At 63.2% G+C, this 21,953-nt stretch carries 21 protein-coding genes; 5 read left to right on the top strand and 16 right to left on the bottom strand.

What is annotated here, in order from left to right:
- Positions 1-76: 76 nt before the first annotated feature.
- The 4 genes from ACT5M9_RS13255 to cydH all read right to left on the bottom strand — a co-directional run bounded on the left by ACT5M9_RS13255 (position 77) and on the right by cydH (position 3,614).
- Entirely contained in the window at positions 77-1,357 is a 1,281-nt protein-coding gene (locus tag ACT5M9_RS13255) for a sigma 54-interacting transcriptional regulator (protein WP_438551038.1), read from the bottom strand.
- 55 nt (positions 1,358-1,412) lie between these two features.
- The gene (locus ACT5M9_RS13250) at positions 1,413-1,922 is read right to left on the bottom strand and encodes a hypothetical protein (protein ID WP_457982478.1); all 510 of its coding nucleotides are present in this window, start codon (positions 1,920-1,922) and stop codon (positions 1,413-1,415) included.
- Positions 1,923-2,035: 113 nt separating this feature from the next.
- Positions 2,036-3,436, bottom strand: coding sequence for a sensor histidine kinase (locus ACT5M9_RS13245; protein WP_457982480.1), 1,401 nt, complete (start codon positions 3,434-3,436; stop codon positions 2,036-2,038).
- A 97-nt stretch (positions 3,437-3,533) separates the two neighbouring features.
- Positions 3,534-3,614, bottom strand: a complete 81-nt coding sequence (cydH, locus tag ACT5M9_RS13240) for a cytochrome bd-I oxidase subunit CydH (RefSeq protein ID WP_520395677.1) — start codon at positions 3,612-3,614, stop codon at positions 3,534-3,536.
- A 138-nt stretch (positions 3,615-3,752) separates the two neighbouring features.
- On the opposite strand from cydH, the gene ACT5M9_RS13235 reads away from it, so the two are divergent.
- Positions 3,753-4,295, top strand: a complete 543-nt coding sequence (locus ACT5M9_RS13235; protein WP_457982481.1) for a 2-amino-4-hydroxy-6-hydroxymethyldihydropteridine diphosphokinase — start codon at positions 3,753-3,755, stop codon at positions 4,293-4,295.
- Positions 4,296-4,334: 39 nt separating this feature from the next.
- Here the strand turns inward: ACT5M9_RS13235 and ACT5M9_RS13230 are convergent, their stop codons facing one another.
- Positions 4,335-5,039 carry an SDR family oxidoreductase gene (locus ACT5M9_RS13230; RefSeq protein ID WP_457982482.1) on the bottom strand — a complete coding sequence of 235 codons (705 nt, stop codon included), beginning with the start codon at positions 5,037-5,039 and terminating at the stop codon, positions 4,335-4,337.
- Between the two features lie 148 nt (positions 5,040-5,187).
- On the opposite strand from ACT5M9_RS13230, the gene ACT5M9_RS13225 reads away from it, so the two are divergent.
- Positions 5,188-5,592 carry a CBS domain-containing protein gene (locus ACT5M9_RS13225; RefSeq protein ID WP_457982483.1) on the top strand — a complete coding sequence of 135 codons (405 nt, stop codon included), beginning with the start codon at positions 5,188-5,190 and terminating at the stop codon, positions 5,590-5,592.
- On the opposite strand, the gene ACT5M9_RS13220 is transcribed toward ACT5M9_RS13225, so the two are convergent.
- The gene (locus tag ACT5M9_RS13220; protein WP_457982484.1) at positions 5,589-6,125 is read right to left on the bottom strand and encodes a DUF2301 domain-containing membrane protein; all 537 of its coding nucleotides are present in this window, start codon (positions 6,123-6,125) and stop codon (positions 5,589-5,591) included. The genes ACT5M9_RS13225 and ACT5M9_RS13220 overlap by 4 nt on opposite strands.
- Positions 6,126-6,207: 82 nt before the next feature.
- Here ACT5M9_RS13220 and ACT5M9_RS13215 point away from each other — a divergent pair, with 82 nt between their 5' ends.
- Positions 6,208-6,972, top strand: a complete 765-nt coding sequence (locus tag ACT5M9_RS13215; RefSeq protein ID WP_457982485.1) for a substrate-binding periplasmic protein — start codon at positions 6,208-6,210, stop codon at positions 6,970-6,972.
- A gap of 321 nt (positions 6,973-7,293) precedes the next feature.
- Here ACT5M9_RS13215 and asnC read toward each other — a convergent pair whose 3' ends face one another.
- Positions 7,294-7,755, bottom strand: a complete 462-nt coding sequence (asnC, locus tag ACT5M9_RS13210) for a transcriptional regulator AsnC (RefSeq protein ID WP_457982487.1) — start codon at positions 7,753-7,755, stop codon at positions 7,294-7,296.
- Positions 7,756-7,908: 153 nt separating this feature from the next.
- Between asnC and asnA the strand changes: the two genes are divergently transcribed.
- Positions 7,909-8,901 carry an aspartate--ammonia ligase gene (asnA, locus tag ACT5M9_RS13205; protein ID WP_457982488.1) on the top strand — a complete coding sequence of 331 codons (993 nt, stop codon included), beginning with the start codon at positions 7,909-7,911 and terminating at the stop codon, positions 8,899-8,901.
- A 296-nt stretch (positions 8,902-9,197) separates the two neighbouring features.
- Here asnA and ACT5M9_RS13200 read toward each other — a convergent pair whose 3' ends face one another.
- The 6 genes from ACT5M9_RS13200 to rluD all read right to left on the bottom strand — a co-directional run bounded on the left by ACT5M9_RS13200 (position 9,198) and on the right by rluD (position 16,436).
- Positions 9,198-10,112, bottom strand: coding sequence for a c-type cytochrome (locus ACT5M9_RS13200; RefSeq protein ID WP_457982489.1), 915 nt, complete (start codon positions 10,110-10,112; stop codon positions 9,198-9,200).
- On the bottom strand, positions 10,109-10,732 hold the full coding sequence (locus ACT5M9_RS13195; RefSeq protein ID WP_457982490.1) for a c-type cytochrome: 624 nt from the start codon (positions 10,730-10,732) through the stop codon (positions 10,109-10,111). Before ACT5M9_RS13195 ends, ACT5M9_RS13200 begins: the two co-directional genes overlap by 4 nt.
- 207 nt (positions 10,733-10,939) lie before the next feature.
- Positions 10,940-11,761 carry an MBL fold metallo-hydrolase gene (locus ACT5M9_RS13190; protein WP_457982491.1) on the bottom strand — a complete coding sequence of 274 codons (822 nt, stop codon included), beginning with the start codon at positions 11,759-11,761 and terminating at the stop codon, positions 10,940-10,942.
- A gap of 59 nt (positions 11,762-11,820) precedes the next feature.
- Complete coding sequence (clpB, locus tag ACT5M9_RS13185) at positions 11,821-14,397, bottom strand: ATP-dependent chaperone ClpB (protein WP_457982492.1); 2,577 nt, start codon at positions 14,395-14,397, stop codon at positions 11,821-11,823.
- Between the two features lie 198 nt (positions 14,398-14,595).
- Complete coding sequence (pgeF, locus tag ACT5M9_RS13180; protein ID WP_457982493.1) at positions 14,596-15,333, bottom strand: peptidoglycan editing factor PgeF; 738 nt, start codon at positions 15,331-15,333, stop codon at positions 14,596-14,598.
- 122 nt (positions 15,334-15,455) lie between these two features.
- Entirely contained in the window at positions 15,456-16,436 is a 981-nt protein-coding gene (gene rluD, locus ACT5M9_RS13175) for a 23S rRNA pseudouridine(1911/1915/1917) synthase RluD (protein WP_457982495.1), read from the bottom strand.
- 116 nt (positions 16,437-16,552) lie between these two features.
- Between rluD and bamD the strand changes: the two genes are divergently transcribed.
- On the top strand, positions 16,553-17,308 hold the full coding sequence (bamD, locus tag ACT5M9_RS13170) for an outer membrane protein assembly factor BamD (RefSeq protein WP_438551504.1): 756 nt from the start codon (positions 16,553-16,555) through the stop codon (positions 17,306-17,308).
- A gap of 203 nt (positions 17,309-17,511) precedes the next feature.
- Here bamD and ACT5M9_RS13165 read toward each other — a convergent pair whose 3' ends face one another.
- From ACT5M9_RS13165 to ACT5M9_RS13155, 3 genes are all read right to left on the bottom strand, one after another.
- Positions 17,512-18,840, bottom strand: coding sequence for a CoA-disulfide reductase (locus tag ACT5M9_RS13165; RefSeq protein ID WP_457982497.1), 1,329 nt, complete (start codon positions 18,838-18,840; stop codon positions 17,512-17,514).
- A 79-nt stretch (positions 18,841-18,919) separates the two neighbouring features.
- A complete protein-coding gene (locus ACT5M9_RS13160) occupies positions 18,920-20,320 on the bottom strand; it encodes an L-cystine transporter (protein ID WP_457982499.1) in 1,401 nt (466 codons plus the stop codon).
- Positions 20,321-20,475: 155 nt separating this feature from the next.
- Positions 20,476-21,768, bottom strand: a complete 1,293-nt coding sequence (locus tag ACT5M9_RS13155) for an L-cysteine desulfidase family protein (protein WP_457982501.1) — start codon at positions 21,766-21,768, stop codon at positions 20,476-20,478.
- Positions 21,769-21,953: the final 185 nt, after the last annotated feature.

The raw sequence follows: 21,953 nt of genomic DNA, 5'->3' as shown, positions 1-21,953 counted from the left end.
AGACACTGATTAGCAAAACGCCCTGACCACCGAGTGGTCAGGGCGTTTTCATTTACCCCTTGTTGATCCCTTGGGATCAGCCCTTCAGCTTGAAGTTCGCCGCCTCTATGCTGTGGCGATTCAGCAACTTGTAAAAATCGGTGCGATTGCGGCCCGCCATGTTGGCCGCCAGGGTCACATTGCCTTCCGTGGTGCGCAGCAAGCGGATCAGGTACTCCTTCTCGAACTCGGCGCGGGCCTCGTTGAAGGAGGGGATGCCACCGCCGCCACCGCTCAGGGCCGACTCCACCATGGCGGCACCGATCACCGGGCTGCAGCAGAGGCTGGCGAGCTGTTCCACCACCCCGTACAGCTGGCGCACGTTGCCGGGCCAGGCCGCCGCCGCCAGCAGGGCCAGCGCCTCCGGCGAGAAGCCGAGGGCGGCGCAGCTGTCGTTGCGGCTGCGGTAATCGTCCAGCGCCTGACGCGCCAGCAGGGGAATGTCCTCGCTGCGGGCGCTCAGGGGAGGCAGGGTGATGTTGGCGACGTTGAGGCGATAGAAGAGATCCTCCCGAAAACGCCCCTCCTCCATGGCCGTGACCAGATCCTGATGGCTGGAGCTGATGACCCTCACCTCGGGAGTCCCCTGCCCATATTCCGCCAGCACCTGCAGCAACTTGGCCTGCAGGGACTCCGACAGGTTGCCTATCTCGTCGAGGAAGAGGGTGGCGCCCTTGGCCTGGGCGAACAGGCCGGACTGACCATCCTCCCCGAACAGCTGCAGATCCAGCGCGGCCCAGGGCAGGGCGGCGCAGTTGATGGCGTGCAGCGGCTTGTCGTGCCGGCTGCTGGCCTGATGTAGGGCCTGGGTCATCACACCCTTACCCGAGCCGGAAGGCCCCAGGATCAGCACGGGCACCTCCATGGCGGCTATGCTGCTCGCCTGGATCAGCAACTGCTCCATCTGCGGGTTGCGGGTCTGAATGAGGGACTGCCACTCCTGCTGCTGCTTGGGACGCGTGAGGCTGAGGGCATGCTCTATGGTGACCAGCAGCTCATCCTTGTCGATGGGCTTGGTGAGGAAGCTGAACACCCCGGAGCGGGTCGCCTGGATGGCGTCGGGGATGGTGCCATGGGCGGTCATGATGATGACCGGCATGCCGAGCCACTGGGACTGGATCCGCTCGAACAGCGCCAACCCGTCCATGCCCCCCATGCGCAGGTCGCTCAGCACCAGGTCGGCCCGCTGCTGGCGCAGCCTGTCCAGCGCACCCTCGGCGCTGTCCGCGGTATCCACCTCATAGCCCTGGCTGCGCAGGCGCATGCTCATCAGCTTGAGCAGGCTGGCGTCGTCGTCCACCAGCAGAATGCGGCTCATGCCATTCCCCCTTTCGCCCCGATTGTGGCGCTCATGCCCTCCCCAGACCGTCTCGTCATGGCTGGGCCCCACCATTGAGCTTACGCCGATTCAGCTGCTCGTCGATGGCGGTGAGCTGTTCGATCTGGCGGCGAAGACGCTGTACCTCCTGACTCTGATCATCGCGGCGGCTGTCCCTGGCCAGCAACTCCTCGCCGAGGGCTATCCAGCTGCGCAGGAAGGCCTGGGCATCCAGCCCGAGCTCGGGCAGCAGCGACTTGAGCTGATCCAGCCCGGCCCGGCGACTCGCCACCGACTCGGACGGATGGGTGTTGACCATGGCCAGGCTGACCCGGCTCTCGAGGTCGCTGGCGCCTTTGAGCCGCTGGCGCTCCTGCACCCGCTGCTGGGGATGGCTGGCCAGCAGCCAATCCGAGTACTGCAGGCGGACCTGCATCTCCTTGTTGGCAAATTCCATGCGCTTGGCGACGGCCTCATCGGAGGGCGTCGTCAGACTGCCCGATGGAAACATGGAACAGCCAGGCAGCAGGCTCATCATCAATATGGGAACAACAAATCGTTTCATTGTGGACTTCACTTCAGATCCAAGCGGGAGACAGGCAGAGGCCTGTCTGGCGTCAATCAATCTCATCTTCATCACCCTGTCACCGGATATCCTGAATAGCGCCGGTTCGGGTATCACTTCAGCGTCAACCGGAAGCAGACATCCGCCTGCTCATCGTCGACCAGTTTCAACTCTCCTCCCAGGCTCATCGCCGACTCGCGGGCGATGGAGAGGCCCATCCCGGAGCCCTTCAACAGTCCCTGGCGTACCGTGCTGCCCTGCTCGAACGGCTCGAAGATCCGCTCACGCTCCGCAGGGGGGATGGCAGGCCCTTCATTGGCCACTTCCAGCCAGCTGCCGCCGGCCTCCACACCGGCCCGGATCCAGATCTGCCCCCCCTTGGCACCGTAGCTGACGGCGTTGGAAAACAGGTTGTCCAGGATGAGCCGCAGGCGATAGGGTTCTGCCTGCAGACTGAGCGGTTCGGACGGCAAGTGTACACTGATTTCCTTGGATTCCAGCGCCAGCCGGTACTCTGCGGACAATTCTGACAACAAGGGACCCAAAGGTACCGCAGTGAAGCTGAACACCTCCTGCTGGCTGAGACGATTGAAGTCCAGCAGCCGCTCGATCAGGGTCTGCAGACGGCGGCTGTTCTCCTCCAGCATCTGGCAGATCTCCTGCTGATCCGGATTGAGGGGGCCCACCAGCTGCTCCGACAGCAGATCCGCCCCCTCCCTCAACACGGCCAGCGGGGTCTTCAACTCGTGGGAGACGTGGCGCAGGAACTGATACTTCTGTTGTTCCAGCTCCTTGAGCTTCTCGTGCAGCCAGCCGATCCGCTCCCCCAGCAGCACCAGCTCGGCGGGTCCGTCCACCGAGCGCTTGTCCGGCTCCACACCTGCGCCCAGGCTCAGGATCCGCGACTCAATCTGACGTACGGGGTGGATGATGAGGTAGGTGAACAGCAGCGCCAACAGCAGGCTGAGCACGGCCACGAAGCCGCTGGCCCACCAGATCTCGGTTCTCAGATCGGCGATGGCGGTGCGCATGCGCACCACCTGCTCATCGACCCGGCCGCTGGTGATCTCCTCCAGCTGGTCGTTGAGCCGGTTGAACTCCTCAAACCGGGGGCTGGCGGTCTCATTCCTGGCCTTGCGCAGATCCTGCAGGCTGTCCAGCCAGCTCAGGGAGGACTCGAGGCCCTCATAGGCGGTCGCGTCAGGAATGGACTGCTGATGGGTGGCGAGCAGGGCCCGATAGCTCGCCAACTGCTGCTGATAGCTGCCGAGGATGCGCTCGTCCCCCAGGATCGCGTAACGGCGCAGGGTGCGTTCCAGATCGACCGCCTGGGCGCCGAGCAGGGTCGCCCGCCGGGTATCGCGCACCGCCCGCTCCAGCTCATCGCTGGTCAGCTGGCTCAGGTGGGAGAGCGCCTGGCTGTCGTGCCAGATCATGCCCCCCAGGGGCATCAAGACCAGCACGAAGCCCATCAACACCACCTGAAGAAGAGAACGCGGCCGTACCTTGGTCATCTCGAACTGTCTCGCTTTTTCATGGGTGGGTCAGCATATCCGCACTCCCCCAAAAAGCAAAACCGGCCAAGGGGCCGGTTCGTCTCGATCGGAGCGCTTATGCCAGCCCGACGGATAACACACAGATGACGAGGATCAGGGCCAGGGCCCCGGAGGCGGTCAACAACGCCCATTTCATCTCAACACTCATATGGACCTCCTTTCTGCCAATCAGAGTTGGATCACAACAGATAAAACCATGTTAATTCATAGTGAACACGATAACCGTGAGCTGCGTATATATTTCAAACGAGCCTATCCCAAGGAAGCGGACAGCATGTTCTATCTGTGTAGCATTGGATCGAATCTGGAGCCGGCCCAGCACGTCGGTCAAGCCGTGGCCGAATTGCTTGCCCGCTTCGGCCATCTGCGGCTGAGTTCGGTGATCCAGACCAAGCCGGTGGGCATGCACTCGCGCCACGACTTTCTCAACTGCCTGTTCGTCATCGAGAGCGAGCTCTCCCAGCCCCAGCTGAAGGCGGAGTTCGTCCTCATGGAGCTGGCCCACGGCCGGGATCGCAGCCATCCCCTGTGCAAGGTGACGGACAGACCCTTGGATATCGACATCCTGGCCCAGGGGCTGGGGGACGACTTCGCGAGCGCCGGGGTGGATACCTACCTGGGAGAACTGCTCGCCGAGTTCTATGGCCTGGGTCAGGTGCACGAGCGCAAGGTGGTGCTGCGGCTGCCGACCAGCAAGGTCTTCACGGCCCCCCTGCTCGGGCAGAGCCCCGTCGAGCTGTGGCAACCGCTGGAGGAGGGCAAGATCCCCGCCCAGCCCCAGACAGCCTCCCCCCATCCGGACGGCCCCCGCCACTGAGGCCGTCGTCTCCCCCGGCCAGTGGCCGGGGATTACCGCCTAGATGACCGCCAGGGCGCGGCCGCCATCCACCCGGATGCTGGCCCCCGTCATGTAGTCGTTGGTCATCAGGAGCTGCACCGCCTGCCAGATAGGTGCCAGCCCCCCCTCCCGCGCCAGGGGCGTCCTGGCCAGCACCTGCTGGCGCCAGGCATCCCCGTGTTCATCGAGAAACAGTATGGGACCGGGCTCTATGGTGTTGACCCGCACCCCGGGCGCCAACTCGCGGGCGAAGCTCATGGCCAGCGAATGGGCCCCCGCCTTGGTGGCCACATAGGCGGCAAACTGGGGGGCCGGTGCGTGAATGTAGATGTCGGTGATGTGGATGATGCTGGCGTTGCCCTGGCGCGCCAGCCGGGGGGCCAGCGCCCGGTTCAGTGCGAAGGGCGCCGCCATATGCACCCGGTAGAAGCGCTCGAACTGCTCGCGCTGCGCCGCCGCGTCTGAAGCCTCGGGCTCGAAGGCCGAGGCGTTGTGGATGATGAGCCCGAGATCCTCGTGAGCGGCCAGGGCGTCGATCAGCCGCTCCACCTCCCCCTCGCCGGCAAAGTCTGCCTGCACCAGCTCCACCCCGAGGGCGCGCAGGTGCGCCAGCTCGGGCCGCTCGCTGCGATAGCTGCCCGTCACCTGCCAACCCGATGCCACCAGCCGCTCGCACAGGTAGAAACCCAGTCGGCGGCCACAGCCCGTCACCAATGCACGCATAACCTCTCCTTGTCTGATAGCGCCAGCCTGAGCACCCGGCTGGCCACACCTCGCGCCCAACGCCTATCAATGGGCGAGGCATAACCCATTGGCCCGTCCCCCATCCCGGCGGGCATAGTGACTCCATTGAAACGCACGGAGACCCATCATGCTACAAGTTCGCGATCATATGCAGCGCCTCACCCATTTCCTCAGCCCGGAACTCAGCCTCGCCGAGGCACTGGACCGGCTGCACAGCGCCGGCCTGAGCGGCCTGCCGGTGCTGAACGCCCAGCGCCAGCTCGTCGGCTTCCTGTCCGAGCAGGACTGCATCCCCAGCCTGCTCAGCGGCAGCTACTACTGCGATACCCGCACCAAGGTAGAGGATCTGATGAGCCGCACGCCCCTCTCGGTCGACCCGGACGACAGCATCCTGGATCTGGCCCGCCAGATGACGGGGGCCAGACCCAAGATCTATCCGGTGCTGCTGCAGGGCAAGGTGACGGGCCTCATCAGTCGCCGGCAGGTGATGGCCGCCCTCAACCAGCAGATGAAGCAGTGCCAAGCCACCTAGAGCTGGTAGCGGCTCCGATCCCCGATATCGAAATGCAGCGGCATGCGCCACTTGGCCAGACTGAGCAGGGCAAGCAAGGCTCCGCTCACCAGGGCCACCAGCGCCGCCCCCCACCCCAGCCTGAGCCCCTCCAGCAGCCACAGCAGGGGGAGCAACAACGGCAACAGCCGGATACCCGGGATGGCGAAACAGAACTGCTCCTTGAACGCCAGCCCGCTCAGGGTGGCCAGCGCCGTCCCCAGCACCAGGGCATCCGGCACCCCGGCGGCGGCCAGCATCAGGCCGCCCCAGGCAAACCCCTGCAGCAGGAAGCGCACTCGCTTGTCATAGATATGCAGGCAGAAGCCGCACAGGCCGCTCCCCACCACCAGCGCCGTCAACCAAGACCGGTGCGATAAAATATCCTGCCCAATCAACAGGCTGACCCCTCGACACAGCAACAGCAAAGCTGCCAGACTGAGGCCAAGGCGATAGAGACAGACCGAAACTCTGTCGATGCCGTCCAGCTCGCTTTCTATTTCAGGATTCGCCATCCGCGGTCGCCTCTGTGACATAGATGCTGGCTACTATACCCAAATGATCGTGCACCTGCCCCGCGCACTCAGGAGATATGATTTGCGAGCCTTGCTGCTGCTCTGTCTGCTGTTGCCCTGCTGGCTGTCTGCCAAGACGCTGGTCATCGGCGGCACCATAGAACCGCCCCTGAAGTGGCTGGATGCCGATGGCCGACCTCAGGGACTGGATGTGGATCTGATCAGCACCATCTTCGAGGCGCTCAGGGTACCGATCAAGATAGACTTGACCGAATCCGGCGCCCGCCTCACCCGCAACGCCCAGGGCGGCGACTACGACCTGGTGCTGACCCACTCCTACAAGCCGGAGCGGGAGTCCTACCTCATCTACCCGAAGCAGGCTCACCTGCTGCACAGCTGGCACTTCTTCGTGCGCAAGGGCGACAAGGAGAAGATCCACTACGACCAGCTCGCCGACCTCAAACCCTGGCGCATCGGCATCACCAGGGATTTCGCCTATACCCCGGAGCTGATGGCCGCCAGCCAGGATCCGGCCTACCACTTCCAGGAGATCCCCATCAACTCGCTGCAACTGCGTAAACTGATCGCCGGGCGCATCGATCTGGTGCCCATGCCCCTGGTCACCGCCTTCGCCCAGATCAAGGAGGAGCATCTGGAAGGCCAGCTCGACTACCTGCCCAAACCCCTGCGTACCAGCCCCTACTTCAATGCCTGGACCCGCGCCCGCGCCGATGCCGACACCCCGGCCCTGATGGCCGCCTACGATACCGAGTTGCTGCACATGAAGCAGGATGGCCGGCTCAAGGCCCTCTACATCAAGTACGGCATCCCCTATGTCGCCCCCTGACAAGGGTTATCAGTGCTGGCTCCCTTGGCGACCGCCCCTGTGTGGCAGTCAAACGTCTACGTTTAAATAGAAAACATCGCATGCAGTCTTTAAATGGCTAACTTCACAGCTGTCTGAACGGCCTGCTTGGCAACCCAAGCAAGGGGTCAAAGGCGTGCTCAGGGCGGCGCTAGCCTGCTCAACTCAGTGCCACCCACATGGCTCACCTGGTTATGGGCAGCCGTCGGCAAGCCCTGACCCCCGTAGCAGCGTAGCGGGCAAGGCACACAGACCCTTATGCCAGGGGGAGGCTTCCCGCCCCTGACGTAAAAGCCATTCCCATCAGGGTTTTACATCCCGCAGGATCGGGTTCTGCAAGGAGATCAGGGTCTCGGTGGACTGGATCTCATCTATGGTCTGAATCTTGTGGATCAGCACCGTCTGCAGCTCGTCGATGGAGCGGGTCATCACCTTCATGAAGATGCTGTAGTGACCCGTGGTGTAGTAGGCCTCTACCACCTCGTCCAGGGCCTGCAGCTTGGCCAGCGCCGAGGGGTAATCCTTGGCGCTCTTGAGGTTGATACCGATAAAGCAGCAGACGTCATAGCCCAGCTTCTTGGCGTTCACCTGCACCCGGGTCCCCTCTATGATCCCCCCCTGCTTCATCTTCTCCACCCGCACATGGATGGTCCCCGGGCTGACCAGCAGTTGTTTTGCAAGCTCCGCATAGGGAAGCCGCGCATTCTCCATCAGGGCGGTGAGGATGGCCTGATCGAGATTATCGATCCGATAATTTTCTGGCACTTTTTTGCACTCCCGTTGACGATATCTCAGTAACCAAGCGCTTATTTTGAAGAAAAAAACACGCAAAGCCTATTTCTATTATCGAATATTGAATTTAAGTAGCCATCTGTTGAAGAATCGCCACATTCAACGGGTTTTAGACAGGTAATCACCATGAAACAGCACTACATTCGCAGCCAACAGCAGATCAGTTTCGTCAAAGAGATGTTCTCCCGCCAACTCGCCCAGCAGCTCGGCCTGATGGAGGTGCAAGCCCCCATCCTGAGCCGGGTCGGTGACGGCACCCAGGACAACCTCTCCGGCTGCGAGCATGCGGTGCAGGTCAAGGTGAAGACACTCCCCGAGCACAGCTACGAGGTGGTGCATTCCCTCGCCAAGTGGAAGCGCCAGACCCTGGGCCGCTTCGGTTTCGGCCCGGGCGAGGGCATCTACACCCACATGAAGGCGCTGCGCCCGGATGAAGACCGCCTGACCCCCATCCACTCCGTCTACGTGGATCAGTGGGACTGGGAGAAGGTGATGCCGAGCGAGCGCCGGGATCTGGCCTATCTGCAGGAGACGGTGCGCGGTATCTGGAGCGCCATCAAGGCCACCGAGCGCGCGGTCTGCGCCGAGCACGAGCTGACCCCCTTCCTGCCGAGCGAGATCCAGTTCCTGCACAGTGAAGAGTTGCTGAGCCGCTACCCGGATTTCGATGCCAAGGGCCGCGAGCGCGCCATCGCCAAGGAGCTGGGGGCCGTGTTCCTTATCGGCATCGGAGGGGATCTCTCCCACGGGGATCGCCACGACGTGCGCGCCCCGGACTACGACGACTGGAGCAGCCAGAACGAACTGGGGCTGGCCGGCCTGAACGGCGACATCCTGGTGTGGAACCCGGTACTGGAAGACAGCTTCGAGATCTCCTCCATGGGAATCCGGGTTGACGCCGAGGCCCTGCGCCGTCAGCTCGCCACCACCGGGGACGAGGATCGCCTGCAGTATGACTGGCACCAGGCTCTGCTGGCGGGCGAGATGCCCCAGACAATCGGTGGCGGCATCGGCCAATCCCGCCTCGCCATGTTACTGCTGCAGAAGGAACACATCGGTCAAGTGCAAGTGGGCGTCTGGCCAGCCGAGATGAAGGCCGCCGTGCCGGGCATGCTGTAAGAGATTGATTTTATTGCATCTGTCCTCCTATCGCGGCCAATGCGATAAAGGATGGATGGGATAGCGAAGCTGGTCAGCCGGGGTGGAGAGCGTATCCCGGCTGGCTGTAAGGCGGGCAGGGTCGCTGACCATGCCTGCCGACCCTGGGGCTTGCCCCTGCGATCCGCTCAACCCACCTCAGATCGCATCGAATACATTCCTCTCGGCAATCTGCGGATTGCCGCTTTTTTATCCTCCCCACGCTATGTTGGCCAAGAAAAAAGGGGCCTGAGCCCCCGTTTTCATTGCCACTTTCGTCAGTACGCCTTGCTGCCCAGCAGGTGGCCATCCACCGGCGAGGCCAGCCCGTACTGGGAATACTTGCCGTGATACTCCCTGGTGGTCTGGCCGAGATCCCCCTTGAATCGGGGATCCTGCGGTCGCTCCTGGCTGTTGATGTAGAAGGAGACGTCCCAGGCCTGCTGATCGCTGAGGCTCCCGCCCTGGGAGAGCGGCATGTTGCTCTTGATGAAGGCGGCGGCCTTGTCGATGCCGTGCATGCCCGCCCCCCAGTTGTAGCTCTCCTTGCCCCAGAGCGGCGGGAACACATGTCGCCCGGCGACTTTCTTGCCCTCGCCGCTGGCGCCGTGACAATCGGCGCAGCGTTCGATATAGACGGCCTGACCGCGCTGGAAGTCGGGCGCCTTGACAGGCTCGGCTACCGAGAAGAAGTTGCGGCCCGGCAGCTTGTCGCTGATGGCCGCCCCGCTCGCCAGCCAGTAGGAGTAGGCCACCAGATCGCGAATGGCCTGACTGTCATAGGCCGGCGGCTCGCCCCCCTTGGCATTCATCGAGAACAGGAAGCAGCCCTGCAACCTGTCCTCATAGGTGTTCACCTTGTTGTTCTTCTTGCGATAGGCGGGGTAGGCGGGATAGGCCCCCCACAGCGGGCTGGCGCCGGCAATGATGCCACTGCCAAGATGGCAGTGGCTGCATTGCAGGGCATTGTTCGGCTGGCCCTGTCCCTTGAGCTGCTGGGTGTTGACGAACAGACTGTAGCCGCGCTTGATGGCAGCCCCCATCTCGCCGTCCGGCACCTTAGACCAGTCGGGCACCTGATGATACTGGCCATCCGGCGCCTTCTCGCCGAGGGGTACGCTGAACTGATCGTCGAAGGATTCGGCCTGAGCCAGGCCTACCAGCAGGTAGGTCAACAGATAGAGAGCCTTCATTTCGCCACCCCCAACGCTGCAAAATAGTTGGCCACCGCATCCACCTCGGCATCGCTCAGGGCCTTGGCGATGGCGGGCATGGAGCCCATGGCGCCATCCGGGCGCTTGTTCGCCTTCCAGTAGTGCAGTTGGCGCTTGAGGTAGGCGGGATCCTGACCGGCGAGGCGCGGGAACAGCGGGCTCACGCCGACACCGCTCGGGCCATGACAGGCGACGCAGGCGGGCAGGTTGCGATCCGGCTTGCCGGCCAGGGCCAGCCGCTCACCGGCTTCCATGTCACCCGGCCACTTGTCGCCGCTCCAGTGCAGCGGGACCGTCTTGGCCTCGGCCTGGCTGGCGAAGTGCTTGGCGGCGCGGGCAATCTGCTCGTCGCTGAGCTGGTAGATGATGGGGTTCATGAAGTCGCTGACCCGCTTGCCACTGCGAAAGGCGCGCAGTTGTTCGCTGATATAGGCTTCGGACTGTCCCCACAGGTTGGGAATGTTCGGCTCCTTGGGGACGCCGTTCATGCTGTGGCAGGTGGCGCAGATCTCGGGTACGTCCTGGACGGCTTGCGCCGCCATCGCCAGGGGTGACCCCAGGCTGGCGCAGAGCAGGAGGAGTGAGCAGGGTATTTTCATCGGCAAAGGATCCCTCTTCTGAAAATAACAATATAGTCATTAGTGGTTTACAGAATAGCATCCTTGTCCGGCGAGGCATAAACAGCCCCTTTCGAGGCCTTAGTTGAGTGGGAAATACAAAAACGCCAGCCCGAGGGCTGGCGTTTCGCACAGGGCAGTGTGCCGAGCACTCACGCCATTACGCGAAGTACCGACGCGATACCCCGCTCAGCAGAATTGATATTCAAACCCCGCCCCTATGTGGGTTTGCCGTGGCAGCCCTTTCTTCCGGTCACCGGTGCAGTGGCAGGCAAAGAGCTGCCCTACCCCTTCTTGCTCCAGATAGGCTCCCAGCGCCTTGGCGCGCCCCGCCCCCGAGAACTTCAGGTGCAGGCCGCCGATGATGGCGTGCACCCGCTCATCGCCGCAGACCTCTCTGGCCCGCTGGACGATATTCTCGACCCCGGCATGGCCGCAGCCGATGAATATGATGAGCCCCTGTTCACTCTTGTAGGCCATGGCGGAATCATCGCTGATGAGATCCTTCTCCACTCGGCCGCCGCGCACTATGTAGCCGAGCAGGGAGGGCTTGGCCCGATCCCGCCTCAGGATGGATCCCAGAAACACCAGGCGCTCGGACAACCAGACCGGCTCGGCCGAGCACTGGGGGATCAGCCCCCTCGCAGTCAGGGCCGAGGGCTCCAACGCTCCCGAGAGACGATAGAGGTTATGGCGTCGAAACGGCAGCGGCAGGAAATAGCCCCGTTCATGAAACACGTCCGGGCAGGCGATCAGGGGGATGGGCTCGGCATAGGGTGGCAGGGCACCGACGCCGCCCACGTGATCGTAATGGCCGTGGGATAGCACCAGGTGGGAGAGGGAGGCGAGATCCACGCCCATCGCCTCGGCATTGAGGCGCAAGGCCCGCCCTCTGCCGCTATCGAACAACACTCTGAGGCCATCGCACTCCAGCAGCAGCGCCAGCCCTCTCTCCGGCACACAAGCCGGGTGATGAACCTCGTCATCCACCAGCACAGAAAACTTGATCATCTCACCTCCCTGAAAATAAAAACGCAGGCACCAGGCCTGCGTTTTCATCGATAACACCCTTATGGCTGGCTCATGGTGAGCCCATTGCTGTCGGCCCCCAGCAGCAGCTTCTTGCCGGGGATGACCCGACCGCTGAGCAGGGCCTGGGCCAGCGGGTTCTCGACCTTCTGCTGGATCGCCCGCTTGAGGGGACGCGCCCCGTAGACGGGATCGAAACCGGCATGCACCAGCTTGGTCAGCAGCTCCTCGCTCACCTCCACCTCGTAACCCTGGGCCTCCAGGCGGCCCATCAGGCTCTTGAGCTGGATGCGGGCGATGGACTTGATGTGATCCTCGCCGAGGGGATGGAACACCACAGTCTCGTCGATCCGGTTGATGAACTCGGGTCTGAAGCTGCGGGTCAGCACCTCCATCAGCATGCCCTTCATCTCCTCATAATCCTTCTCGGAGTGGTGCTCCTGGATGAGATCCGAGCCGAGGTTGGAGGTCATGATCACCACGGTGTTGCGGAAGTCCACGGTGCGGCCCTGACCATCGGTCAGGCGACCGTCGTCCAGCACCTGCAGCAGGATGTTGAACACGTCCGGGTGGGCTTTTTCCACCTCGTCCAGCAGGATCACCGAGTAGGGGCGACGGCGCACCGCCTCGGTCAGATAACCCCCCTCCTCATAACCCACGTATCCCGGAGGCGCCCCCACCAGACGGGCCACGCTGTGCTTCTCCATGAACTCGGACATGTCGATGCGCACCATGGCGTCCTGGGTGTCGAACAGGAACTCCGCCAGCGCCTTGCACAGCTCTGTCTTGCCCACCCCCGTCGGACCGAGGAACAGGAAGGAGCCGATGGGGCGGTTCGGATCGGACAACCCGGCCCGGGAGCGGCGAATGGCGTTGGAGACGGCGTCCACCGCCTCTTCCTGGCCGATCACCCGGCTGTGCAGCTGATCCTCCATCCGCAGCAGCTTGTCACGCTCCCCTTCCAGCATCCGCGCCACCGGAATACCGGTCCAGCGCGCCAAGACGTCGGCGATCTCCACGTCTGTGACCCGGTTGCGCAGCAGGCTGGTCTCCTGCATCTCGGCCTGAGTGGCGAGATCCAGCTGTTTCTCCAGCTCTGGGATGCGGCCATATTGCAGCTCGGACATGCGAGCCAAGTCGCCAGCCCGGCGCGCCACCTCCAGATCCTGACGGGCCTGCTCCAGCGCCGCCTTGATGTGCTGGGTGCCGGCGAGGGCGGCCTTCTCGGCCTTCCACACCTCTTCCAGCTCGTTGTATTCCCGCTCTTTTTCCGAAAGTTCCTGGTTCAGCAGATCCAGACGCTTGCGACTGGCGTCGTCGTCCTCCTTCATCAGCGCCTGCTGCTCCAGTTTCAACTGGATGATGCGCCGCTCGAGCCGGTCCAGGGACTCCGGCTTGGAGTCGATCTGCAGCCGGATGCTGGCCGCCGCCTCGTCGATGAGGTCGATGGCCTTGTCCGGTAGCTGGCGATCGGCTATGTAACGGTGAGACAGCTGGGCCGCCGCGACTATGGCCGGGTCGGTGATCTGCACGTGGTGGTGCAGCTCGTAACGCTCCTTCAGGCCGCGCAGGATGGCGATGGTGTCCTCCACCGAGGGCTCCTCCACCAGCACCTTCTGGAAGCGGCGCTCCAGGGCGGCATCCTTCTCCACATACTGTCTGTACTCATCGAGCGTGGTGGCACCGACGCAGTGCAGCTCACCGCGCGCCAGGGCGGGTTTGAGCATGTTGCCCGCATCCATGGCCCCCTCACCTTTGCCGGCGCCGACCATGGTGTGCAGCTCATCCACGAAGAGGATGACGCTACCCTCCTCCTTGGCTAGATCGTTCAGGACCGCCTTGAGACGCTCCTCGAACTCGCCGCGATACTTGGCACCGGCCACCAGGGCCCCCATGTCCAGGGAGAGCACCCGCTTGTTCTTGAGCCCCTCCGGCACCTCGCCGTTGATGATGCGCTGGGCCAGCCCCTCGACGATGGCGGTCTTGCCCACACCGGGGGCACCGATCAGCACGGGGTTGTTCTTGGTACGGCGTTGCAGCACCTGGATGGTGCGGCGGATCTCGTCATCACGACCGATGACGGGGTCGAGCTTGCCGAGCTCGGCCCGCTCGGTGAGATCGATTGTGTATTTCTCCAGCGCCTGGCGATTCTCCTCGGCGTTGGCGTCATCCACCTTCTTGCCACCGCGCACCTTGTCGATGGCGGCTTCGAGTTTCTCCTTGGTCAGCCCCTGGGCGCGCAGCAGCTCGCCGAGGGTGCCCTTCTCGTCGAGGGCAGCCAGCACGAACAACTCTGATGAGATGAACTGGTCCTTGCGCTGCTGGGCCAGCTTGTCACAGACGTTCAGCAGGCGGCCGAGACCATTGGAGAGCTGAACGTCCCCCTCCACACCGCTGACGCGGGGCAGGCGGTCGAGCTCTTCACCCAGGCGCGAGCGCAGGGCATTGATGTCCAGCCCGGTCAGGGTCAACAGCGGGCGAATGGAGCCACCATCCTGGTTGACCAGGGCGGTCATCAGGTGGACGGGTTCGATGAATTGATGATCACGGCCCAGTGCCAATGACTGGGCGTCGGAAATAGCGACTTGGAATTTGCTGGTCAGGCGATCGAGGCGCATTGCACTCCCCCTCTTCAGACAGACGCCGCCGAGGCGGCAAACAACATAACTTTCTGACAAGGAAGATGAGGTCTTGGAATGGGATTTCAAGGGGTGGCTGTTTATTTTTCCCTCAATAGCGGAACCAAAAGAGCGCCTCCCGTATCACAGGGCGGCGCCGGGGAAGGCTCTCGCGGGTGTCGACAAGCGCCTCTCGGTTTATTCCGCCAACCAGATGATGGAGGCCATGCGGCCGGTCTGGCCGTCCCGGCGATAGGAGTAGAAACGCTCGGGATCGCTGAAGGTACAGTGCTCGCCGCCATAGACGGCGATCACCCCGGCACGGGCCAGTCGCAACCTGGCAAGTTGGTAGATATCCGCCAACCATTTGCCTTCGTTGGCAGAAGGCACGAAAGCCGCGATCGCCTCCTCCTGCTCGGCCATAAAGGCATCGCGCACCTCCCCCCCCACCTCAAACGCCGTGGGGCCTATGGCCGGGCCGAGCCAGGCGAGAATATCGTTTGGCGCACAGCCCATGGCCGCTATGCTCGCCTCCAATACTCCTGCTTGCAGTCCGCGCCAACCGGCGTGGGCGGCGGCCACCCGGGTGCCAACCCTGTCACAGAACAGCACGGGCAGGCAGTCGGCTGTCATGACGATGCAAGCCAGCCCTGCTTGCAGGGCGCAGGCGGCATCCGCATCCGACGCCACGCCGTACTCATGGCCGACGGGGTGGACGGCGACGCCGTGCACCTGATTGAGCCAGTTGAGCCGACCCGGGATCCCTGCGCCCTGTTGCAGCAGGGCCCGGTTCGCCTCGACCCTAGCGGGGTTGTCACCCACATGGGCACCCAGGTTCAGACCCTGGAAGACCCCCTCGCTGATCCCCCCGTCCCGGGTGGTCGACAGCGCCCGCACACGGGCCGGGGCCGGCCAGTCCGGTTCGATCCAGTTCATCTGCGACTCCTTCATTGATTCACCTCATATGAAAGCGGGGCTCCTCATCGGCCGAGAGGAAGCCCCGCTTGGGATCTTATGTGGGCCCGGTTACGGCAAAAACCGACGCAGGCCTGCTGTTATCAGTTCCAGACCAGATCGTCCGGGTTGGCCAGGGTATCGGCCCGCAGCACTTCCATCAGATCCAGCATGTCCTGCGGGGTGGAGGAGTGCCACTCCATGACTTCGCCCGTGATGGGGTGAGCCAGCTTCAGCATGGTGGCGTGCAGGGCCTGACGGTTGAAGTTGCGCAGGGCCAGGGTCAGCTCGGGAGTCGCATTGCGCAGCAGGCGCAGACGGCCACCGTAGGCGGGATCCCCCACCAGCGGGTGCTTGATGTGAGCCATGTGCACACGGATCTGGTGGGTACGACCGGTCTCGAGGCGCAGCCGCAGACGGGTGTGGCCGCGGAACTTCTCGTGTACCCGGAAGTGGGTCACGGACGGGCGACCATTGGGCACCACGGCCATGTGGGTACGCTGGGTCGGGTGACGGCCGATGGGGGCGTCAACGGTGCCGCCTGCGGTCATGTGACCGATGGCGATGGCCTCGTACTCACGGGTGATCTGGCGCGCCTGCAGGGCCTCCACCAGATGGGTCTGGGCCGGCACTGTCTTGGCCACCACCATTAAGCCTGTGGTGTCCTTGTCCAGACGGTGCACTATGCCGGCACGGGGCACCTCGGCGATGCCGGGGTAGCGGTGCAGCAAGGCGTTGAGTATGGTGCCATCCGGCGTGCCGGCGCCCGGATGGACCACCAGGCCGGCGGGCTTGTCGATCACCAGAATGTGTTCGTCTTCATAGACGATGTTGAGCTCGATGTTCTGGGCGTCCCAGCGGGTATCCGCCTCCAACTCGACATCTACATGTACCTGTTGCCCGGCCAGCACTTTCTCGCGCGGGGTATTGGCAACCTGACCGTCCAGGGTCACTCTGTCCTGTAAAATCCACTCCTTGATACGGGTTCTGGAGTAGTCGGGAAACAATTCGGCCAGGGCCTGGTCGAGCCGTTGCCCGAATTGGTGATCCTGAAATTCGCCTGTCAGTTCAATATGCTGGCTCATGTATGGTCTCTTGAGCGGGGGTATCAATTCGAAATAATCCGGGTATTCTAGCTTTTCTTTTAGCCAAGCATAACGGATACTTTGCCAATTTCGTGGAAATGGACCGGATGTTGTTGATGGGAAAGAAGTCTCACCTGCTGATGTCACTCGCCTTGATCGCTACCCTGATCACTGGTTGTTCCAGCACCAAACCCAAGGTTCCCGACGAACCGCCGGAAGTTCTGTACCAGCAAGCCCGTCTCAAATTGGACACTGGTAACTACCTGAATGCCATCGAATTGCTGGAAGCCCTCGACTCCCGCTACCCGTTCGGCGCCTACTCAAACCAGGTCCAGCTCGATCTCATCTACGCCTACTACAAGCAGGACGATACCGCTCAGGCCATCGCCAATATCGACCGCTTCATCCGCCTGAACCCGGCTCACAAGAATATCGATTACGTGTTCTACATGCGCGGTCTGACCAACATGGCGGCGGATTACAACTTCTTCCAGGACTTCCTCGGCATCAATCGGGATGACAAGGATCCGGCCTACGCCCGTCAGGCCTTCCAGGACTTCAAGACACTGCTGCAGAACTACCCGAACAGCCAGTACGCGGCCGATGCCCGTGCCCGCATGGTCGGTCTGAAGACCCGTCTCGCCCGCTACGACCTGAGCGTGGCCGAGTATTACGTCAAGCGTGACGCCCTGATCGCCGCCGCCAACCGCGCCAAGATGATCGTCGAGACCTACCCCGACACCGTCGAGACCGAGAAGGCACTGGAGATCATGGTGAACTCCTACGAGACCCTGAAGATGCCGACCCTGGCTCGCCACGCCCGCGAAGTGCTGGCCAAGAACTACCCGGACAATCGCCTCGGCCGCGGCTGAGAACGCATCGTTCTGCAATGAAAAACCGGTGTCTCAGGCTCCGGTTTTTTTATGGGTGGCTGCCGGCGATCCGTACCCAATCTCACCCCCGACGAAGAGGAGTACAGGCGCCTCCCCATATAAAGGAGAGGGTATCTCACCCCTTTGAGCCCATCGCCGGTACGGTAAGAATGAGGCGACACGTCCATGCGCCGCCTCGTGCCTTACCTGGCGACGTTGCCCGCCACGTTGAGCGCATCCCAGGTGCGGGAGAAGGGGGGCGCATAGGCGAAGTCCAGCATGCCTAGCTGCTCTGTGGTGACCCCCATGGTGATGGCGACCGCCAGGGCATCGATGCGGTGCACAGCCCCCTTGCGACCCAGGATCTGGCCGCCCAGCAGTCGCTTGCTGCCGGCCTCATACACCAGCTTGACGTGGATGTCGGACTGGCCCGGGCAGTAGTTGGTGTGGCACTTGTCCTTGATGACCACGGTGCGATAGTCAATGCCCATTTGCTGGGCCTCCTTCTCGGAGAGCCCGGTGCGACCCGCCTCCAGCCCCAGCACCTTGAGGGCCGCCGAGCCCAGGGTGCCCGGGAATACATGCTCGGCCCCCGCCAGGTTCTCCCCCACCATGCGCCCCAGCTTGTTGGCTATGGTGGCGAGCGGCACATAGACCTGCTGCTCCTTGACACTGTGCCAGACGCTGGCGCAATCCCCCGCCGACCAGACGTTCGGCAAGGAGCTTTTGCCCTGGCGGTCCACCTCAATGGCGCCGTTGGCCAGTTGCACTATGCCGGTCTCCGCCAGGAACTCGGTGTTGGGTCTGACCCCGGTGCAGACCACGACGATGTCGGCCTCGTATTCGCCTTTGTCGGTGCGCACACCGGTCACCCGTCCCTCTCCCAGTAGGGCCTCGACCCGCTCGCCGAGGTGCAGGTTAACCCCCTGCTCCCTCAGCTCGGTCTCGATATGCTGGGTAATTTCCTCGTCAAACGCATCCGGGATGACCCGCTCTGCCAGCTCGATGAGACGCACCTCCTTGCCCTGATGAACCAGGGCCTCCACCACCTCCAGCCCGATGAAGCCGGAGCCGATGACCACGGCCTTGCGCTTGCCCGCGTCCTGCACCGCCGCCTTGAGCGCCAGACCGTCGGCCATGCGGCGAAGGCCAAACACGCCTTCCTGCTGCAGTCCGGGGATGGGGGGCATCACCTCACGGGCGCCGGTAGCGATCATCAGTCGATCGTAGCGATCGCTGAAGGTGTCGCCATTGTGCTCGACGACCAGGGTCTGGGTGGCCGCGTCCAGGCTCAGCACCCTGTGGCCGATCTTTACCTCTATCCCCTTGGCAGCGAACTGCTCGACGCTGAGCTCGGCCATGAAGCCGGGGTTCTGGAAGTCGTCACCGACGAAGTAGGGCAGGCCACAGGCACCGAAGGAGATCACCTCGGACGCCTCATAGACCACTATCTCGGCGTCCCTGGCCAGACGACGGGCCTTGGCGGCCGCACTCATGCCGGCGGCTTCGCCGCCAATGATCACAATACGCATTGCTTGACTCCTGTAACGACGGGGGAGGCCTCGCCTCCCCCTCACATAGTTCATTGATCCGCTGTCGGGAACACTGGCATCAGACCCTGGACTCTTCCCCATCCAGGCTGATCTCGGCGTCGCTGTTGAACACCGTCATGTCGGTCTGTCCCATCAATCGACTGGTGACGGTGCCGGCGGTGATGGAGCCGGAGACGTTGAGGGCGGTGCGGCCCATGTCGATGAGGGGCTCGATGGAGATGAGCAGGCCCGCCAGGGCCACCGGGAAGTCCAGGGCGGAGAGCACGATCAGCGCCGCGAAGGTGGCGCCGCCCCCCACACCGGCCACCCCGAAGGAGCTGACCGTGATGATGGCGATGAGTGTCATGATGAAACCGGGATCCATGGGATTGACCCCCACGGTTGGCGCTATCATCACCGCCAGCATGGCCGGATAGATGCCGGCACAGCCGTTCTGGCCTATGGTGGCGCCGAAGGAGGCGGCGAAGTTCGCGATGCCTTCCGGCACGCCGAGGGCCCGGGTCTGGGTCTGCACGTTCATCGGGATGGAGCCCGCGCTGGTGCGGGAGGTGAAGGCGAAGGCCAGCACCGGCATGATCTTCTTCAGGAAGCGGGCCGGGTTGATCCCCACCAGGCTCACCAGCAGCAAGTGCACGGCGAACATGATGGCGATGGCGCCGTAGGAGGCCAGCACGAAGTTCAGCAGGTTCAGGATGTCCGCATAGTTGGAGCCGGACACCACCTTGGCCATCAGCGCCAGCACGCCATAGGGGGTGAGGCGCAGCACCAGGGTCACCATCCGCATGACGATGACGTGGGCGACCTGCATGAAGCGCTCGAAGCTCGCGAAGATCTCGGGCTGCTTGCGGGCGATGCCGGTGGCCGACAACCCGATGAAGATGGAGAAGATCACCACGGCGATGGTCGAGGTCTTGCGAGCTCCCGTCATGTCGAGGAAGGGGTTGGCCGGGATGAACTCCAGCACCATCTTGGCGAAGGACATGCTCTCGACGCTGCCGAGGCTGGTCTGCAGGGCCGCACCACGGGCGGTCTCGGCGGCGCCGGCGGTGAGCCCCTCGGCGGTCAGGCCGAACAGGTTGGACATCAGGATGCCCGCCCCGGCAGCGATCATGGTGGTAAAGATCAGCACCCCTATGGTCAGGCCGCTGATCTTGCCGAGGGCGCTGCCGCCGGAGAGCTTCAGGATGGCGCCTATGATGGAGACCATGATGAGGGGGATGATGATCATCTGCAGCAGCTTCACATAGCCGCTGCCGACGATGTCCAGGTAGTCGCTGGTCTTCACCAGGACGTCGGAGCCGACCCCGTACAACAGCTGCAGGGCGCCACCGAACAGTATGCCGAGGCCGAGACCGGCGAAGACCCGGCGGGTGAAGCTGACGTGGGTTTGCTGCAGGCGATAGAGAAACAGCAGCAACATGACCATGATGGCCAGATTACCGATAACGCTAAGTGTCATGATATTCCCCAAAATGACGGGCGGGGCCCGAGGTGAAAGGACGAGCACCTCATGTGCATCCGCCCTGAAACTGGCCGCATCGTGGCGGCCCGCCCCCCGGTATGGCCGGGGTGGCGTCAGTCAAAAACAGAGGGTGGCCTGTGCCACCCTCCTCATCAGCTCACCTTGCCTTGCTGCTTGGCCCGCATGATGTTGATGATCTCGATGTCGGTATCCAGCATCCCCTGCTTGGAGAGGCGGCCCAGGTTGGCGATGGTCTGGTCCACGTCGTCGGAGACTATGCCCTCGCTCTGGGGCACTCTCAGGTTGTTGATGGCCATCAGGGAGGACTTGACCGCTGCCGAGGTGGAGGTGGAGACCTTCATGGAGCAGGCGCTGCCTGCCCCGTCGCAGATGATACCGGAAACGTCGCCAATCATGTTGTTGATGCAGTGGCTGATCTGCTCGAACTGGCCCCCGAGCAGCCAGGTGATGGCGGCCCCCGAGCCCATGGCGGCTGTGCTGGCGGCGCACAGGGCCGACAGCTTGTTCTGATAGGCCTTGATGTAGATGGCTACCAGGTGGCTCATCACCAGGGCCCGTGCCAGCTGCTCGTCGCTCGCCTTGAGGAAGCGGGCGGCGGCCACCACCGGCATGGTGGCGGCTATGCCTTGGTTGCCGGAGCCCGAGTTGGACATGGCGGGCAGCATGGCGCCGTCCATGCGCGCATCCGATGCGGCCGAGGAGAGGCGCATAGCCAGCGTCATCAGATCGTCCGACAGCAGCTTGCGCTCCACCTGTTCGGTGAGGATCTTGCCGATGCGCAGGCCATAGCCCTGCAACCCCTCGTCCGCCAGCGCCTGGTTCATGCTGGCCGCCTCGCGGATGAAGTCGATGTCGGCGAGGGGGGCCTGCAGCGCGAAGTCGACTATCTCCTTCAGGGTCATGGTGGGTTTGTCGGACTTGGCGGGCTGGATCTGCACCCCGGGGGCGCTGGCCTGCTCCATCAGCACCTCGCCATCCTTCTCCATCAGCACGATGCGGGTGTGATCGGTACAGATCACTACCCGGGCGCTGTGGCCCTCGGCCTCCACCAGCACCTCGGCGTAGAGCACGTCCGGCACGTCCTTCACATCCACCTGGATGATGGGCAGCAGCCCCTTGGCGGCTTCCACCTGGGCCGGGGTCAGGGTCTTCAACACCTCGAGGCCGGCGTCCGGGTTGCCTCCCGTGATACCGACGGCGGCTGCCACCGGCAGGCCTATCATGCCGGTGCCGGGCACCCCGACCCCCATGCCGTTCTTGAACAGGTTGCCGCTGACCCAGACGCTGATGCGGGCCGGATCCCGCCCCAGCAGCCTGCGGCAGTTGGCCGCCGCCAGCGCCACCGACATGGGTTCGGTGCAGCCAAGGGCCGGCACCACTTCACGCTTGAGCAGGGTTATGAAATCGGTCCATTGTGCTTTCATCTGTGGTTCTCGTATTCACTGTGCCGCGTGACATTGCTGGCCCGGCCGGATGGATCTGGTGGGAGGGTGGCCCGCCGCTGGCCTGCCCCCTCCTGTAACTTTATTTGATTTTAATGACGTCAGAATCAAATAAAATTGAACCCGTTCGCCTTTTGTCGCCATTATGCCTTCCAGCAGCAGGAACG

This window comes from Aeromonas sp. AE23HZ002T15, assembly GCF_054165525.2.
This window is presented reverse-complemented; position numbering and strand designations above follow the sequence as displayed.